We start from the raw sequence: 16,455 nt of genomic DNA on the forward strand, positions 1-16,455 counted from the left end.
GTCACCCGGCTATGGGAGGCGTTGCACGGGGGCAAGGTCGCTTCACGTCACCTCTGACGCAATTCCGCTTGTCGGTTCGTTGGTGGCGCCGCAGCTGCGGCGCCGCACAACGCTTCCGGCTGACCTCAAGCGCTGCCCACCGCGGAGAGAGCAGCGCTTTCGTGCTGAGTGGCCGTGCCCTGCGGTGGCCGCTCCACCCTGGCGATCCGCAGGATGTTGGTGTTGCCCGGAACGCCGAACGGCACTCCAGCAGTGATGACGACACGCTGGCCGTCTTGCGCAAGGCCACTGGAATGGGCGTAGCGGACAGCCTTTTGCACCATCTCCGAGAAATTGTCGATATCGCGCGTGTGAATGCCGTGTACGCCATAGGCCAGTTGCAGCCGGCGCGCCGTGGCAATGTTGGAGGCGAGGCAAAGAACGGGCACCTCGGGCCTTTCCCGGCTGGCCCGCAACGTCGTCGAACCTGATGTCGTATAGGTTACGATCGCTGCCGCCCGAATCGTCTTCGCGACTTGGCTGGCTGCCGCGGTGATGGCATCCGCCGAGGTTTCCTGCAGCATCGGGTGCTGAGAGTCCATGATCGTGCGGTAGAGCGGGTCTGACTCGACGCGTTGCGCAATGCGGTCCATGATGGACACGGCTTCGATGGGATAGTCTCCAGACGCCGTCTCGGCAGAAAGCATGACAGCGTCGGCGCCGTCGTAGACCGCCGTCGCCACGTCGGAGGCCTCAGCCCGCGTCGGTGCCGGAGCGCTTACCATCGATTCCAGCATCTGGGTTGCAACGATCACCGGCTTGCCGGCCAGACGCGCTTCCCGCACGATCCGCTTCTGGATTGAAGGAACGTCCTCCGGCGGCAGTTCGACACCAAGGTCGCCGCGCGCGACCATCACGCCGTCGGACAGCTCGACGATCATTTCAAGATGTTCAATGGCCTGGGGCTTTTCCATCTTCGACAGCAGCGCTGCACGACCGCCAATGAGCTTGCGCGCTTCTGCCACATCCTCCGGGCGTTGCACGAAACTCAGCGCCACCCAGTCCACGCCATGGTCGAGCGCGAAAGCCAGATCGGCACGATCCTTCGGAGTCAGCGGCGACAGCGGCAGAACGACGCCAGGTACGTTCACGCCCTTGCGATTGGACAGCTTGGTGCCGCTGACGACAATGGTGTCGGCGAAATCAGGACCGCAAACCACGACGCTGAGACGGACGCGTCCATCATCGAGCAGGAGTTCGGCACCGGGCTGGAGTGCTGCGAAGATCTCGGGATGCGGCATGCCGACGCGCGTCTCGTCACCCGGCTCCAGGGAAAGATCCAACCGGAGCCTTTGCCCCTGGCTGAGGGAAACAACGCCATCTCGAAAAGTGGCAAGGCGTAGCTTTGGGCCTTGGAGGTCGGCCATGATCGCAATCGGCCGGCCGAATTCCTGCTCAAGCGCGCGAATGAGTTTCAGCCGTTCACCGTGGTCGGCGTGGCTGCCATGGCTGAAATTGAGACGGAAGACGTCCACACCCGCCATGAACAGCTCACGGATACGCTCCGCGGTAGAACTCGACGGCCCGAGGGTGGCAACGATCTTGGTCTTGCGCTGACGCGGGGAAAGAGCTGAGGTACTAGGATGCAGAAGGGCCATGGACCGGTTACTCCTGAAACAATGCAGGATGTACAGTTTGCCGCCTCGTCCCAGAGGTGGAGCGTAGGCGCCACTTGGTACTGGAGTTGGCTCTACGGGCAGACGAGTCAGGACAGCGCTCAATGATCGTCGGGTGGCCGTCGCATACCACCTCCCTACGCATTCAATGACAGCGCTGTCAGCTACCACCGTAGCGTTGCGCCCGTACCTTGAGAAGGGTTTTCTTAATCGTCTTCTGCGACAAGTCGCCCATCCTCGCGCTCATCTTGCCGAAGAAAGTTGCCACCGGACCTTGGGGTTGAACCTCCAGAACGTGGCAAATGGCAATCGGCAGCCCTATGTTGTCATGAACTCTTGAACCGGCTTACCGAAGGGACATTCGTGTCAGATCCCCTGTCCACCCATACCAAACGGAAGCCAGGAAAGAAGGCGCCCCAGCCGGATCAGAAAAAAGCCGCTTCCCGCACTTCGAGCCGGTCTTCCGGCAGCGTCACACTCGAAGAAGTGGCGCGGATGGCCGGAGTGGCGCCGATCACTGTGTCCCGGGCGATCAACCGACCGGAACTGGTGACCAAGGACACGCTGGATCATATCCGGGAGGTGATCGCCCGCACCGGCTACGTGCCGAACCTGCTGGCTGGCGGCCTCGCTTCCAAGCGCAGCCGGCTGGTGGCGGCCATCGTCCCGACCATCGGCAACTCGATCTTCGCCGAAGCGGTCGAATGTCTCACCGACCGGCTGGGCGAGGCCGGCTACAAGGTGCTGCTGGGCCTGTCGGGCTATCCCTCATCGCGGGAGGACGAGCTGCTCGCCACGGTGCTGAGCCGCCGCCCCGACGCGGTGTTCCTCACCGGCATCACCCATTCGCCCGAAAGCCGGCAGCGGCTTCTGGCGGCAAAGATTCCGGTCGTGGAGACCTGGGATCTCACGCCCACGCCCATCGACATGCTCGTCGGCTTCTCGCATGAGAAGCTCGGGCGCGCGGTTGCGGCCTATCTGATCGGCAAGGGATACCGCCGCCTCGGCCTGGTCTGGGCGAGCGACGAACGCGCCGCCGTCCGCCGCCGGGGCTTCGAGGAGGCCGCGGCCGAACGCGGCGTCACCGACATCCAGGTCGCGATCCTGCCGGCGCCAGGCAACCTGAAGCTCGGGCGCGATGGGCTGGCGAAGCTGCTGGATGGGCCTCAGCGTCCGGATGCCGTCTTCTGCAGCTCCGACGCGCTTGCACAAGGCGTCCTGACCGAGGCCCAGGCCCGCGGCCTGTCGGTGCCGGGCGATCTTGCGATCATGGGCTTCGGCGACCTTGAATTCGCCCCCTACACCTATCCCGCCCTCTCCACCGTACGGATCGACCGGCGGGCGATCGGCCTGCTGGCGGCCGAAGCGATGCTCGCGCGGTTCGAAGACAAGCCCGTCGAGAAGATCGTCGACATCGGCTTCGAGATCGTGGAGCGGGAAAGCACCTGAGCCCGACCTGTCCGTCGATCAGGCAAAGCGCCCGATCAGGTAAAAGGAAGGTCGATACCCAGCACCGGAACATTCCGGACCCACTCCGCATGGCCGACTTCCGTATCGCCGGAGTCGATCCCGTGCAGCACGGCAAGCTCCACCGCCGCCGCGAGTATCGCCATGACCATGAACTTCAGGGCGAAGCGATGAAATTCCGCCGGCTGTTCTGACATTTTACGCTCCTGATCGCGATGCGTTTGCATCGGGTGAAAGGGCGGCGGGACCATCCCCGTCGTTCTCCAGTATTGTTGACAGCGCTGTCACTGCGTGCAACAGCCTGTTCCGCATGACTGGCTTTCCGATGCTGCACCGCAGCGTAGCGCTATTATGGAGACAGGTCCGCCCGTTCCTTGCCGCTCGCAGCGCTATTATTGGGCAATGACTTGCCGGCGTCATAGCAAAGGCGCTGGAAAGACGCGGACATCATGCCACTCCCCAGAAGTGTAGCCCGACCCAGGCAAAGGATGCGGCGCCCTGCCGCAGGTTGCGAGAAGAGCTTTTTGTTTTCAGGGCGTTAGGCGCATCACGCCCATTTTTCGCTGACAGCGTTGTCATTGATGCCGTGGACACGGTCAAATTTCCCCTTGGCTCTGCGGAATGGCAGCGCTATCAATTGGTCACTGATAGCGCTGCGAAACCAAGGGACCGCCCATTGGGCAGGACCCGCGAAAGCGCCAAACCGTGACCTTCCGCAAGGCACAAGCCAAAGCCCCCAAAAAGCAAGAAACGGGCTGGAGCCGGGCGGTATCATAGGGAGCAATGTCCATGTCCGCTGAAGCCTCCATACCAACCGAGACGGCGGTTGACGGAACGGCCACAAAGGCAGCATCCACCCAGGCGAAGCCGACGCATGTGCGCTACCTGATCGTGCTCATGCTGTTCATCCTGACCGCTGTGAACTATGCCGACCGCGCCACGCTGTCGATCGCCGGTCCCGCCGCCTCCAAGCAGCTCGGCCTCGACGCCGTCGCCATGGGATACGTCTTCTCCGCCTTCGGCTGGGCCTATGTGCTGGCCCAGCTTCCCGGCGGCTGGCTGCTCGACCGTTTCGGCTCCAAGACCATCTATTTCTTCAGCCTGATCACCTGGTCGATCTTCACCCTGATGCAGGGCTTCGTCGGCTTCCTCGGCGCCGGCACAGCCATCCTCGCGCTGTTCGCCCTGCGCTTCATGGTCGGCCTGACAGAAGCGCCGTCCTTCCCGGCGAACTCTCGCATCGTCTCCGCCTGGTTCCCGACGGCGGAACGCGGCACCGCCTCGGCCGTCTTCAATTCGGCGCAGTATTTCGCCACCGTGATCTTTGCCCCGCTGATGGCCTGGATCACCGCAACCTACGGCTGGCAGTACGTCTTCTACGTCATGGGCGTGCTGGGCATCGTGCTCGGCTTCGTCTGGATGAAGGTTCTGTACAGCCCGAAGGACCACCCGCTCATCAACAAGGCCGAGCTCGATCACATCGAGCAGGGCGGCGGTCTGGTCGACATGGACAACGCCAAGAAGGCCAAGGCCAGCGGCGGTCCGAAGCTCGGCTACCTGAAGCAGCTGCTGTCCAACCGCATGCTGCTGGGCATCTACATCGGCCAATACGCCATCACCACACTGACCTACTTCTTCCTGACCTGGTTCCCGGTCTACCTCGTCCAGGGCCGCGGCATGACCATCCTGAAGGCCGGCCTGATCGCCTCGGTTCCCGCCATCGCCGGCTTCATCGGCGGCGTGCTGGGCGGCGTGATCTCCGACTGGCTGATCAAGAAGGGCTACTCGCTGTCCGTTGCCCGCAAGACGCCGATCGTGCTCGGCATGCTGATGTCGATGAGCATGATCGCCTGCAACTACGTCGATGCCGAATGGCTGGTCGTCGCCATCATGGCGCTCGCCTTCTTCGGCAAGGGTGTCGGTGCGCTGGGCTGGGCCGTGGTGGCCGACACCTCGCCGAAGGAGATTGGCGGCTTGTCGGGTGCCCTGTTCAACACCTTCGGCAACACCGCCGGCATCACCACCCCGATCGTCATCGGTTATCTGGTCGCCGCATCCGGTTCCTTCGACGGTGCGCTGATCTTCGTCGCCGCCAACGCCGCCGTCGCGATCCTCAGCTACCTGTTCATCGTCGGCGAGATCAAGCGCGTGGAACTCAAGAAGCTCTGAGCCGTCCGCGCCGGGACCCGATCCGCCCCCCTCATCACACGATCATCCGAAGCGGAGCGCGGCTCCAATCGCCGCGCCCCTTCCCTGGAGACCCACCATGGCTTCCCAATCCTCCCCCAAAGTCACCGAAATGCTGGTCGTGCCGGTCGCCGGCCATGACGGCATGCTGCTGAACCTGTCGGGCGCCCACGCCCCGTTCTTCACCCGCAACGTGGTGATCCTGAAGGACAGCGCCGGCCACACCGGCGTCGGCGAGGTCCCCGGCGGCGAGAAGATCCGCCAGACCCTGGAGGACGCCCGCGCCCTGGTGGTGGGCCAGCCGATCGGCGCCTTCAACAACATCCTGAACGCCGCCCGCAAGGCCTTCGCCGACCGAGACTCCGGCGGCCGCGGCCTGCAGACCTTCGACCTCCGCATCGCCATCCACGCCGTCACCGCTCTGGAAGCGGCGCTGCTCGACCTGCTGGGTCAGTTCCTGGAGGTTCCGGTCGCCGCACTGCTCGGCGAGGGCCAGCAGCGCGATGCGGTCGAGATGCTGGGCTACCTGTTCTATGTCGGCGACCGCACCAAGACCGACCTGCCCTATCGCAGCGAACCCGATGCCAAGAACGACTGGTTCCGCCTGCGCCATGAGGTCGCCCTGACGCCTGAGGCGGTGATCCGGCTGGCCGAAGCCGCCCACGACCGCTACGGCTTCAACGACTTCAAGCTGAAGGGCGGCGTGCTGCGCGGCGAGGATGAAATCGAGGCGGTGACGGCGCTGGCCAAGCGCTTCCCGCAAGCGCGCATCACGCTCGACCCCAACGGCGCCTGGTCGCTGGAAGAGGCGATTCGCCTGTGCAAGGGCAAGGGCGACGTGCTGGCCTATGCCGAGGATCCCTGCGGCGCCGAGAAGGGCTATTCGGGCCGCGAGGTGATGGCGGAGTTCCGCCGCGCCACCGGTCTGCCGACGGCGACCAACATGATCGCCACCGACTGGCGCCAGATGGGCCACGCCATCCAGCTGCAGTCGGTCGACATCCCGCTGGCCGACCCGCATTTCTGGACCATGCAGGGCTCCGTCCGCGTCGCCCAGATGTGCCATGAATGGGGCCTGACCTGGGGCTCGCACTCCAACAACCACTTCGACATCTCGCTGGCGATGTTCACCCACGTCGCCGCCGCGGCGCCGGGCAAGATCACCGCGATCGACACCCACTGGATCTGGCAGGACGGCCAGCGCCTGACCAAGGAGCCGTTCCAGATCAAGGGCGGTCTGGTCGCCGTGCCGCAGAAGCCGGGCCTGGGCGTCGAGATCGACATGGACCAGATGGCCAAGGCGCATGAGCTCTATAAGGACCATGGCCTGGGCGCCCGCGACGACGCCATCGCCATGCAGTACCTGATCTCCGGCTGGACCTTCGACAACAAGCGCCCCTGCCTGGTGCGCTGACTGTGGTGGGGCAGCACCGCCCGCAGGACTGCTGCCCCGCTCCTTGCCTGAAACGACAAGACGTCACGAAAAGGAATTGAGATGAGCAAGATCGGCTTTATCGGATTGGGTATCATGGGCGCGCCGATGGCGGGCCACTTGCAGGCGGCGGGCCACGCGCTGTTCGTCCACACTGTCGGCCCGGTGCCCAACGCCCTGACCGCCGGCGGTGCCGTGACCTGCGGCTCCGGCAAGGAAGTGGCGGAACAGGCCGAGATCGTCTTCATCATGGTCCCCGACACCCCGGACGTCGAAAAGGTCCTGTTCAGCGCCGGCGGCGTCGCCGAAGGCTTGAGCGCCGGCAAGATCGTGGTGGACATGTCCTCCATCTCCCCGGTCGCCACCAAGGACTTCGCCCGCCGCGTCAACGAGTTGGGCTGCGACTATCTCGACGCACCGGTGTCGGGCGGGGAGGTCGGCGCCAAGGCAGCTTCCCTCACCATCATGGTCGGCGGGCCGGAGAAAGCCTTCGCCACCGTCAAGCCGCTGTTCGAGCTGATGGGCAAGAACATCACCCTGGTCGGCGGCAACGGCGACGGCCAGACCACCAAGGTCGCCAACCAGATCATCGTCGCGCTGACCATCGAGGCGGTCGGCGAGGCCCTGCTGCTCGCCGCCAAGGCCGGCGCCGATCCCGCCAAGGTCCGTCAGGCCCTGATGGGCGGCTTCGCCAACTCCCGCATCCTCGAGGTCCATGGCGACCGCATGGTCAAGCGCACCTTCGATCCGGGCTTCCGCATCGAGCTGCACCAGAAGGACCTCAACCTCGCGCTCGCCACCGCCCGCTCGCTCGGCGTCAGCCTGCCCAACACCGCAACCGCCCAGGAACTGTTCAACGCCTGCGCCGCCAACGGCGGCAAGGCCTGGGACCATTCCGGCATGGTCCGCGCCCTGGAAATGCTCGCCAACTTCGAGATCGGCCAGAAGGTCTGAACTGAAGGCCTGAGAAGGGAGGCTCGTTCCATGTCGACCGTTCCGCGCGACCTGCTGCGCCAGATGTTCGAGGCCGCAATCGCCGCCGCCCAGCCGGCGCTGTGCGTGCCGGCCAACCTGCCTGAGCCCCCCAAGGGCCGGCTGGTGGTGATCGGCGCCGGCAAGGCCTCGGCGGCGATGGCGCGGGCGGTCGAGGACCATTGGCCGGGAGACCTCTCCGGGCTGGTGGTCACCCGCTACGGCTATGCGGTGCCGTGTGAGCGCATCGGGATCGTCGAGGCCGCCCACCCGGTGCCCGACGCCGCCGGGCTGGCGGCGGCCGAGCGCATCCGCGCCCTGGTCTCCGGCCTCGGCGCGGACGATCTGGTGCTGTGCCTGATCTCCGGCGGCGGCTCGGCGCTCCTGGCGTTGCCGCTGGACGGCGTGACGCTGGAGGACAAGCAGGCGGTCAACCGCGCCCTGCTCGCCTCCGGCGCCACGATTTCCGAGATGAACTGCGTGCGCCGCCACCTGTCGGCGGTGAAGGGCGGCCGGCTCGCCGCCGCCTGCGCCCCGGCACGGGTGCTGACCCTGCTGCTGTCCGACGTGCCCGGCGACAACCCGATGGACATTGCGTCGGGGCCCACCGTCGGCGATCCCACCAGCTGCGCCGACGCGCTGGCCATCCTCCGCCGCTACGGCATCGACGTGCCGCCCGCGGTGCTGGACGTGCTGGAAAGCGGGCGCGGCGAAAGCGTCAAGCCGGACGACCCGCGGCTGGCGGGCTGCGAGGCCCGCCTGATCGCCACGCCGCAGATGGCGCTGGAGGCCGCCGCCGCCGTCGCCCGCGAGGCCGGCTATCCGGTCCACATCCTGAGCGACCGCATCGAAGGCGAGGCGCGCGACGTCGGCAAGGTGCTGGGCGGCCTCGCCCTGCAGGTGGCCGACCGTGCCCAGCCCTTCACCGCGCCCTGCATCCTGCTGTCGGGCGGCGAGACCACGGTGACGGTGCGCGGTGGGGGCCGCGGCGGCCGCAATGTGGAGTTCCTGCTGTCGCTCGCCATCGCGCTGGACGGCCATGCGGCCATCCACGCCATCGCCGGCGACACCGACGGGGTGGACGGGCAGGAGGAGATCGCCGGCGCCGTCATCGGCCCCGACACGCTGGCCCGGGCCTGGAACCTCGGCCTCAAGCCGCGCGACAGCCTGGCCGACAACGACGGCCACGGCTTCTTCGAGGCGCTGGGCGACGGCGTGGTGACCGGCCCGACCCTGACCAATGTCAATGATTTCCGCGCGATCCTGATCGGCGCGCCGAGCCATGAGGTAAAGCCATGACCATTCCCCAGAATAGCTTCAAGCGCGCGCTGGACGCCGGCCACCTGCAGATCGGCCTGTGGTCGATCCTGTCGAGCCATGTGACGGTGGAGATCATCGCCGGCTCCGGCTTCGACTGGCTGGTGCTGGACACCGAGCATTCGCCCAACGAGCTGCCGATGGTCTACAGCCAGCTGCAGGCTGCGGCGGCCGGCGGACGGGCACATCCGGTGGTGCGGGTGCCATGGAACGACATGGTGACGCTGAAGCGCTACCTGGACATCGGCGTGCAGTCCTTCCTCATCCCCTATGTGGAGAGCGCGGAGGAGGCGGCCAACGCGGTCGCCTACACCCGCTATCCGCCGCATGGCGTGCGCGGCTATTCGGCCGCGCCGCGGGCGAGCGGCTTCGGCCGGATCAAGGACTATCCGCAGCTGTGCGAGGCGGAGCTTGCGGTCCTGGTGCAGGTGGAAAGCCGCCGTGGCCTCGACAACATCGAGGAGATCGCGGCGGTCGAGGGGGTGACGGGCGTGTTCATCGGCCCCGGCGACCTGGCGGCGGCGCTGGGCCATGTCGGCAATCCCAAGCACCCGGAGGTGCAGGCGGCGATCGAGAACGCAATCGCCCGCATCCGCGCCTGCGGCAAGCCGGCCGGCATCCTGTCGGCCGACGAGGCGCTCGCCAGGCGCTACATCGAGCTGGGCTGTACCTTCGTCGCCGTCGGATCCGACCTCGGCATCCTTGCCCGCACCTCCGAACAGCTCGCCGCAAAGTTCAAGACGAACGCCTGATATCGAAGCCGTCTGCAAGACGGGCGAAGACTCTCCAGTTTTTAAAGTGATGGTGGCCCTGCGGACAAAACAACGTCCGCAGGGCCAAAATTTTTCATGCGCGATTGAGGCTTCAGACACTGCCTCACGCCGATGCGGTCTAGGCTTGATGCCTCTCCCACCAAAGACCGAAAAGATGGTTGACCTCGAATACCGGCGTCGCGACAGGTGGTCGCACCACTACGCCTTCGGCTCATTTTCGCCTTCTGTCTTGGATACAAGGGCGCTAATACTGTTGATGACAGCGCTGTCATAACGGTTGTCCGCAGATTCCGTTTCCTGTGCGCGTGTCTGAACCTTCTTCAAGGAAACAGCCGATGTTCCAGGTTCGCATCCACGGCCGTGGAGGACAAGGGGCGGTCACGGCCGCCGAAATGCTGTCCGTTGCGGCTTTCAAAGAGGGCCGCCATGCCCAGGCCTTCCCCAGTTTCGGATCGGAGCGTACCGGTGCGCCGGTGGTCTCCTTCTGCCGGATCGACGACAGGGAAATCCGTCTGCGCGAGCCGGTGCTGTCACCCGACGCGCTGATCGTCCAGGATCCCACGCTGTTCCAGACGGTCGATGTCTTCCAAGGCCTGCCCGCCAACGGCTTTGTGCTGATCAACTCGCCGCGCAGACTGGATGAGCTGCATCTGGACGGCGTTCTCGGCCGCCTTCCGCCGGGTCATGCACGCTGCGTTCCGGCCGGTGAACTGGCGAGGCTGCATGTCGGCCGCCCCCTGCCTAATGCTGCGCTGCTTGGCGGCTTCGCCGCAATGACCGGATTGATCCGGCTGGAGTCGGTGCTTGCCGCCATCCGCGAGGCTTTCCCCGGCCGCATCGGCGAGGCGAATGCCAACGCAGCGGCTGCGGCTTTTGAACACTGCCTCGCCTGAGGCGGGAGGAGTTTCCATGCTGAAGCAGATCGAAGGCAGCCGGGCCATGGCCGAGGCTATCGCCTTGTGCCGGCCGGAGGTCATCTGCGCCTATCCGATCACGCCGCAGACCCACATCGTCGAGGGGCTGGCGGAACTGGTGCGTGACGGGCGCCTGACCGGCTGCGAATACCTGAACGTCGAATCCGAGTTCGCCGCGCTGTCGGTCGCAATCGGCTCGTCGGCGGCAGGCGCCCGCACCTACACCGCCACATCCAGCCAAGGGCTGCTGTTCATGATGGAGGCGGTCTACAACGCTTCCGGCCTCGGGCTGCCGATCGTGATGACGCTCGGCAACCGCGCGATCGGCGCGCCGATCAACATCTGGAACGACCATTCCGATGCGATGGCCGTGCGCGACGCCGGCTGGATCATGCTGTTCGCGGAGACCAACCAGGAGGCGGTCGATCTTCACATCCAGGCATTCCGCCTTGCCGAAGAACTCTCCTGCCCGGTGATGGTCAATGTCGACGGCTTCATCCTGACCCACGCGGTCGAACGGGTGGACGTGCCGGAGCAGATCCAGGTCGACACCTTCCTGCCGCCCTTCGAACCGGTGCAGGTCCTCGACCCCCGCGATCCGGTGTCGATCGGCGCGATGGTGGGGCCGGAAGCCTTCACGGAAGTGCGCTATCTCGCCCATCACAAGCAGATGCTGGCGCTCGACGCCATCCCGCGCATCGCCGCGGAGTTCAAGGGCGTCTTCGGCCGTGAGTCCGGTGGCTTGCTGCGCGGCTACCGGATGGAGGATGCCGATACGGTCGTCGTCGCGATGGGGTCGGTGATGGGCACCATCAAGGACACCATCGACGAGATGCGGGACCAGGGCCACGCGGTGGGCGCCCTCCATATCGGATCCTTCCGCCCCTTCCCGCTTGAAGAGGTGCGCAGCGCCCTGCTCCCCGCCAAACGGGTCGTCGTGCTGGAGAAGAATCTGGCGATCGGCATGGGCGGCGTCCTGGCAAGCCATGTCCGCATGGCGTTGCGCGGGCACGGCAACCGCGTCCATACGCTGGTCGCCGGGCTCGGCGGACGGCCCATCACCCGCGCATCGCTGTCGCGGTTCCTGGCCGTGGTGGAGCAGGAGCCGCACAACACACTCCATTTCCTGGACCTCAATACCGAGGTTGTCGAGGCCGAGATCGCGCGGATGGCACAGACGCGGCGCAGCGGCCCGATCGCCGAGAACGTCCTGCGCCGGATGGGCGCAGGCGGTCTGCTGTAACGGAGGACTGCCATGCCGCAAACCGGCCCATCCCAGACCGTCAAGTTCTACCAGACCGGCACCCTGACCGTCGGCAATCGCCTGCTCGATCCGGCGTCGCGCACGGTGCAGTCGTCGGAAAGCCGCAGCAACGCCATCACCTGCGGCCACCGCGCCTGCCAGGGCTGCGGCGAGGCGCTCGGTGCACGCTATGCTGTCGATGCCGCCATGCGTGCGGCCAACTCCCAACTCGTCTGCGTCAACGCGACCGGCTGCCTGGAGGTGTTCACCACGCCCTATCCGGAGACCTCCTGGCAGGTGCCGTGGCTCCATTCGCTGTTCGGCAACGCCGCGGCGGTCGCGGCCGGCGTCGCCGCAGCGATGCGGGTCAAGGGACGGCAGGAGGTTCGCGTCCTCGCCCAGGGCGGCGACGGCGGCACCACCGACATCGGCTTCGGCTGCCTGTCGGGCATGTTCGAGCGGAACGACGACGTACTGTATGTCTGCTACGACAACCAGGCCTACATGAACACCGGCGTACAACGCTCGTCGGCCACGCCGCCGACCGCCCGGACGGCAACCACACCCGTGGCTGAAGATGCCCCCGGCAATGTCTTCGGCACCGGCAAGAACGTGCCGCTGATTGCCATGGCGCACAACATTCCCTATGTCGCCACCGCCTCCGTCGCCGACCTGCACGATCTGGAGGCCAAGGTGAACCGGGCGATGTCGCTGCGCGGCGCCCGCTACCTCCACGTCCTGGTGCCCTGCCCGCTCGGCTGGGGCTCGGCCAGCCACGACACCATCCGGCTCGCCCGGTTGGCGGTCGAATGCGGCCTGTTCCCGCTGTTCGAGGCGGAGCATGGGGAGATCACCGCTACCAAACCCATCCGCCGCCGGGTGCCGGTGGAGGAGTATCTGCGACCGCAGCGCCGCTTCGCCCACCTGTTCCGCCCGGATGCTCCGCACGCCGGCGAGGCGCTTGCCCGCATCCAGGCGATGGCGGACGCCAACATCCGCCGCTTCGACCTGCTGCGCATGTCCGATGACCGGAAGGAGACCGCGTGATGTCCAACCATCCCTTCGCGATCACGCTTGACGTCGGATCGTCGCTCGACAATCTGACCGGCTCCTGGCGAACCGCAAAGCCGGTCTATGGCGATCGCCTGCCTCCCTGCAACAAGCAGTGCCCGGCCGGCGAGAACATCCAGGGCTGGCTCTACCACGCCGAAAGCGGAGATTACCGCAAGGCATGGGAGGTGCTAATGCAGGACAACCCGCTCCCCGCCATCATGGGGCGCGCCTGCTATCACACCTGCGAGAGTGCCTGCAACCGCGGCCAGCTCGACCAGCCGGTCAGCATCCATGCGGTCGAGCGCTTCCTGGGCGATCTCGCCATCCGCGAGGGCTGGCAGGTCAAGGCCGGCGCGCCGACCGGCAAGCGCGTGCTGGTGATCGGCGCCGGTCCGTCGGGCCTTTCGGCCGCCTACCATCTGGCGCGGCTGGGTCATGCCGTCACGATTGCCGAGGCCGGTCCGAAAGTCGGCGGCATGATGCGCTTCGGCATCCCGAGCTACCGCGTTCCCCGCGACGTGCTGGACGCGGAGGTCGGGCGGATCACGGCGATGGGAGTGGAGATTCTCCTGAACACCCGCATCGCCGACATTCCCCAGGCAATGGCTGACGGAAGCTACGACGCCTGCTTCGCGGCGATCGGCGCCCATTTGGCCCGCCGTGTCGACATCCCCGCCGTCGCCGCCGGACGGGTGCTGGACGCCGTTTCGGTGCTGCGCGGGATGGAATGCGGCGATGAGCCGCCGCAGCTCGGCCGCCGCGTCGTCGTCTATGGCGGCGGCAACACGGCGATCGACGTTGCCCGCACCGCCAAGCGTCTCGGCGCCGAAGAGGCGACGATCGTCTATCGGCGCACCCGCGAAATGATGCCGGCCCACGACTTCGAAGTCGAAGAGGCGCTGGAGGAGGGTGTCGTCCTGAACTGGCTGCGCACCATCACGGCCGTCGAGGACGGCGCCATGCTGGTCGAGAAGATGGCGCTCGACGAGAAGGGCTGGCCGCAGCCGACCGGCGACTATGAGTCCATCGCCGGCGATACTCTGATCCTCGCACTCGGGCAGGAGGTGGACACGACGGTGATCGAGCGCGTGCCGGGCGTCGAGGTCAATCGGGACGGCACGGTCAAGGTGGGCGAAAACCTGCAGACCGGATATCCCGGCCTCTTCTGCGGCGGCGACATGGTGCCGTCGGACCGGACCGTCACCGTGGCCGTCGGGCATGGCAAAAAGGCGGCCCGCCACATCGATGCCTACCTGCGTGGCATGGAAGTGGAAACGCCGACCAAGCACCCGGATGCTGTCTTCGAGCGGTTGAACAGCTGGTACTACACCGACGCTCCGCAATCCGTGCAGCCGACGCTGGACCTGCTTCGGCGCAGCACCAGTTTCGACGAGGTGCATGGTGGGCTGGACGAGGAAACGGCGCAGTTCGAAGCACGCCGTTGCCTGTCCTGCGGCAATTGCTTTGAGTGCGACAACTGCTTCGGCGTCTGCCCTGACAACGCTATCATCAAGCTAGGACCGGGGCAGCGCTTCCAAATCAACGACGACTTCTGCAAGGGATGCGGCATCTGCGCCGCGGAGTGCCCCTGCGGTGCGATCGATATGGTTCCTGAAGAGGTGTGAGGGAAACGATGGGCTCGATGAACAGCATCATGACGCCGGATCAGTGCCGGACAGCCCGGAACCTGCTGGATTGGAGCGTCGGAGACCTGGGACGGCGGTCGGGCGCCGACCTGGAGGCCGTTGCCGGCTTCGAAAACGGACGCAACGCGGCCGATAGCCTGATCGTCACGTCCCTACGCCGGACTTTCGAATCGGTCGGCGTGGAATTCATCAACTGGGGGAGCGGGGCAAGGCTGAGCTGAAGCGTGAAGTTGTATTGAGCACCTATTGGCGGGATCGCTAATCTGATTTTTCGAGATAGCGTTTTTCGAAGTCCCGTCCCCCGCGTACCGCTCCATCCTCAAACATTTTCTAATCATGCGCCATGCTGACGCAGGGGTGCCGACAGACACCGAGATCGCTTCCTTAGGGTTTTTGGCAGCGCTATCATCAATGAATGACAGCGCTGTCATTTCGCGCTCGTCGAGACTAGCCAAGGTTATGGCTGCCGACCGACACAGCCTGCCGCTTCGCCTCCCTCTTCCACGGAGTGTCCACGTTATGGACAGCATCGAAAACGTCACCTTCGACGAAATCCGTATCGGCCAGACGGCCAGCCTTTCCCGCCAGCTGACGCTGATGGATGTGGAGCTGTTCGCGACCGTGTCGGGCAACATCAACCCGGCCCATCTCGACCCGAAATTCGCGGCTGACAGCCGCTTCCAGAAGGTGATCGGCCCGGGCATGTGGTCGGGCTCGCTGATCTCCGGCGTGCTCGGCACCTATCTGCCCGGCGCCGGTTCGCTCTATGCCGGCCAGAGCCTGCAGTTCCGCCGCCCGGTCGGGCTCGGCGACGTCGTCACAGCCACCGTCACCGTGGTTGAAAAGCGCCCGGCGAAGAACGTGGTCGTCTTCGACTGCGTCTGCACCAACCAGGACGGCGAGGTGGTCGTCCTCGGCACGGCCGAGGTGATCGCTCCCACTCAGAAGGTCATCCGTCCGGCGCATGAGCTGCCGCAGATCCAGATGATCCGCCACGACAAGCACGACGCCCTGCTCGCCAAATGCGACGAGCTGCCGCCGGTCGTCACCGCCGTGGCCTATCCCTGTGACGCCAGCTCGCTCCAGGGAGCGGTCGAGGCCGCCCAGGCCGGCCTGATCGACCCGATCCTGGTCNTCCTCCCCGGTCGCAGGACAGCCCGACATCCTGCTCGCCCCCGACCTGGAGGCCGGCAACATGCTGGTCAAGCAGCTGTCCTTCCTGGCCAACGCCGACCTCGCCGGCATCGTGCTGGGCGCCAAGGTTCCGGTCATCCTCACCAGCCGCGCCGACAATGTACGGGCGCGCCTCGCCTCCTGCGCCGTCGCCTCGCTTGTCGCCGCCGCAAAACGCCAGCCGAAGCTCGCGCTGGCCGCCGAATAGGACGTTTCCGTCATGGCTGCACATTCCAATTCCGGCAGCGACGCCTGCCTCGTCATCAATGCCGGCTCTTCCAGCCTCAAGTTCTCAGAACTTGTCCGCAGCGGGCGCGTCCTAGCCGGTGCTGGGCGGGATGCTACTTTAAGCTGAAGAGGGGTGGTGCGCCGGGTGGCCGGTCTGGTAGGGGTGTGGGCGTCATCAACAGCCATCAGAGCTCCATTCTATGGGCACGGCCGTTCATGATCTTGCCCCAGTTGTCAGTGCCGATTGGATACTGGCCCATCCGCGTTCTCGGTGCATCCCCGATGTAGATCGACGCGCGGGTGAGCACTGAGCTGGTCCCCGTTTCCCGGACAGTCGGCTAAGCTTGGTTCGCCCAGGAAGAAGGACGGACCCGATGACGGGGAAACGGAAGCGG

General features: G+C 65.8%; 15 protein-coding genes. 13 read left to right on the forward strand and 2 right to left on the reverse strand.

The genetic code is table 11. The features are described from left to right. Window positions 1–125: 125 nt before the first annotated feature. Window positions 126–1,637: a pyruvate kinase gene (gene pyk / locus A6A40_RS22175; protein ID WP_108547993.1), complete on the reverse strand. Its 1,512-nt coding sequence runs from the start codon at window positions 1,635–1,637 to the stop codon at window positions 126–128. A 513-nt stretch (window positions 1,638–2,150) separates the two neighbouring features. Here pyk and A6A40_RS22180 point away from each other — a divergent pair. Then, window positions 2,151–3,104 (forward strand): LacI family DNA-binding transcriptional regulator, encoded by a 954-nt coding sequence (locus A6A40_RS22180; RefSeq protein WP_108547994.1) that lies wholly within the window; start codon window positions 2,151–2,153, stop codon window positions 3,102–3,104. A gap of 35 nt (window positions 3,105–3,139) precedes the next feature. Here the strand turns inward: A6A40_RS22180 and A6A40_RS22185 are convergent, their stop codons facing one another. Next, entirely contained in the window at window positions 3,140–3,373 is a 234-nt protein-coding gene (locus A6A40_RS22185; protein WP_108547995.1) for a hypothetical protein, read from the reverse strand. A gap of 646 nt (window positions 3,374–4,019) precedes the next feature. On the opposite strand from A6A40_RS22185, the gene A6A40_RS22190 reads away from it, so the two are divergent. The 12 genes from A6A40_RS22190 to A6A40_RS31635 all read left to right on the forward strand — a co-directional run bounded on the left by A6A40_RS22190 (window position 4,020) and on the right by A6A40_RS31635 (window position 16,040). After that, entirely contained in the window at window positions 4,020–5,291 is a 1,272-nt protein-coding gene (locus tag A6A40_RS22190) for an MFS transporter (protein ID WP_269467687.1), read from the forward strand. Window positions 5,292–5,388: 97 nt separating this feature from the next. Further along, window positions 5,389–6,723: a glucarate dehydratase gene (gene gudD / locus A6A40_RS22195; protein ID WP_108547996.1), complete on the forward strand. Its 1,335-nt coding sequence runs from the start codon at window positions 5,389–5,391 to the stop codon at window positions 6,721–6,723. 81 nt (window positions 6,724–6,804) lie between these two features. Then, window positions 6,805–7,695 (forward strand): 2-hydroxy-3-oxopropionate reductase, encoded by an 891-nt coding sequence (gene glxR, locus A6A40_RS22200; RefSeq protein WP_108547989.1) that lies wholly within the window; start codon window positions 6,805–6,807, stop codon window positions 7,693–7,695. 30 nt (window positions 7,696–7,725) lie between these two features. Further along, window positions 7,726–9,012 (forward strand): glycerate kinase type-2 family protein, encoded by a 1,287-nt coding sequence (locus A6A40_RS22205; protein ID WP_108547997.1) that lies wholly within the window; start codon window positions 7,726–7,728, stop codon window positions 9,010–9,012. Next, the gene (locus A6A40_RS22210; RefSeq protein WP_108547998.1) at window positions 9,009–9,782 is read left to right on the forward strand and encodes an HpcH/HpaI aldolase family protein; all 774 of its coding nucleotides are present in this window, start codon (window positions 9,009–9,011) and stop codon (window positions 9,780–9,782) included. Before A6A40_RS22205 ends, A6A40_RS22210 begins: the two co-directional genes overlap by 4 nt. Window positions 9,783–10,138: 356 nt before the next feature. Then, the gene (locus tag A6A40_RS22215; protein ID WP_108547999.1) at window positions 10,139–10,696 is read left to right on the forward strand and encodes a 2-oxoacid:acceptor oxidoreductase family protein; all 558 of its coding nucleotides are present in this window, start codon (window positions 10,139–10,141) and stop codon (window positions 10,694–10,696) included. Between the two features lie 16 nt (window positions 10,697–10,712). Then, window positions 10,713–11,960 carry a pyruvate ferredoxin oxidoreductase gene (locus A6A40_RS22220; protein WP_108548000.1) on the forward strand — a complete coding sequence of 416 codons (1,248 nt, stop codon included), beginning with the start codon at window positions 10,713–10,715 and terminating at the stop codon, window positions 11,958–11,960. Between the two features lie 12 nt (window positions 11,961–11,972). Continuing rightward, on the forward strand, window positions 11,973–13,007 hold the full coding sequence (locus A6A40_RS22225) for a thiamine pyrophosphate-dependent enzyme (RefSeq protein WP_108548001.1): 1,035 nt from the start codon (window positions 11,973–11,975) through the stop codon (window positions 13,005–13,007). Next, window positions 13,007–14,638, forward strand: coding sequence for an NAD(P)-binding protein (locus A6A40_RS22230; RefSeq protein ID WP_108548002.1), 1,632 nt, complete (start codon window positions 13,007–13,009; stop codon window positions 14,636–14,638). Before A6A40_RS22225 ends, A6A40_RS22230 begins: the two co-directional genes overlap by 1 nt. Window positions 14,639–14,655: 17 nt before the next feature. After that, complete coding sequence (locus tag A6A40_RS22235) at window positions 14,656–14,880, forward strand: transcriptional regulator (RefSeq protein WP_146191607.1); 225 nt, start codon at window positions 14,656–14,658, stop codon at window positions 14,878–14,880. Between the two features lie 298 nt (window positions 14,881–15,178). Further along, window positions 15,179–15,793 (forward strand): MaoC/PaaZ C-terminal domain-containing protein (locus A6A40_RS30930; RefSeq protein WP_236783948.1); only part of this gene is annotated, 615 nt, incomplete at its 3' end. Window positions 15,794–15,839: 46 nt separating this feature from the next. Further along, window positions 15,840–16,040: a hypothetical protein gene (locus A6A40_RS31635; RefSeq protein WP_418208624.1), complete on the forward strand. Its 201-nt coding sequence runs from the start codon at window positions 15,840–15,842 to the stop codon at window positions 16,038–16,040. Window positions 16,041–16,455: the final 415 nt, after the last annotated feature.

The organism is Azospirillum humicireducens, from assembly GCF_001639105.2.
GTDB lineage: Bacteria > Pseudomonadota > Alphaproteobacteria > Azospirillales > Azospirillaceae > Azospirillum > Azospirillum humicireducens.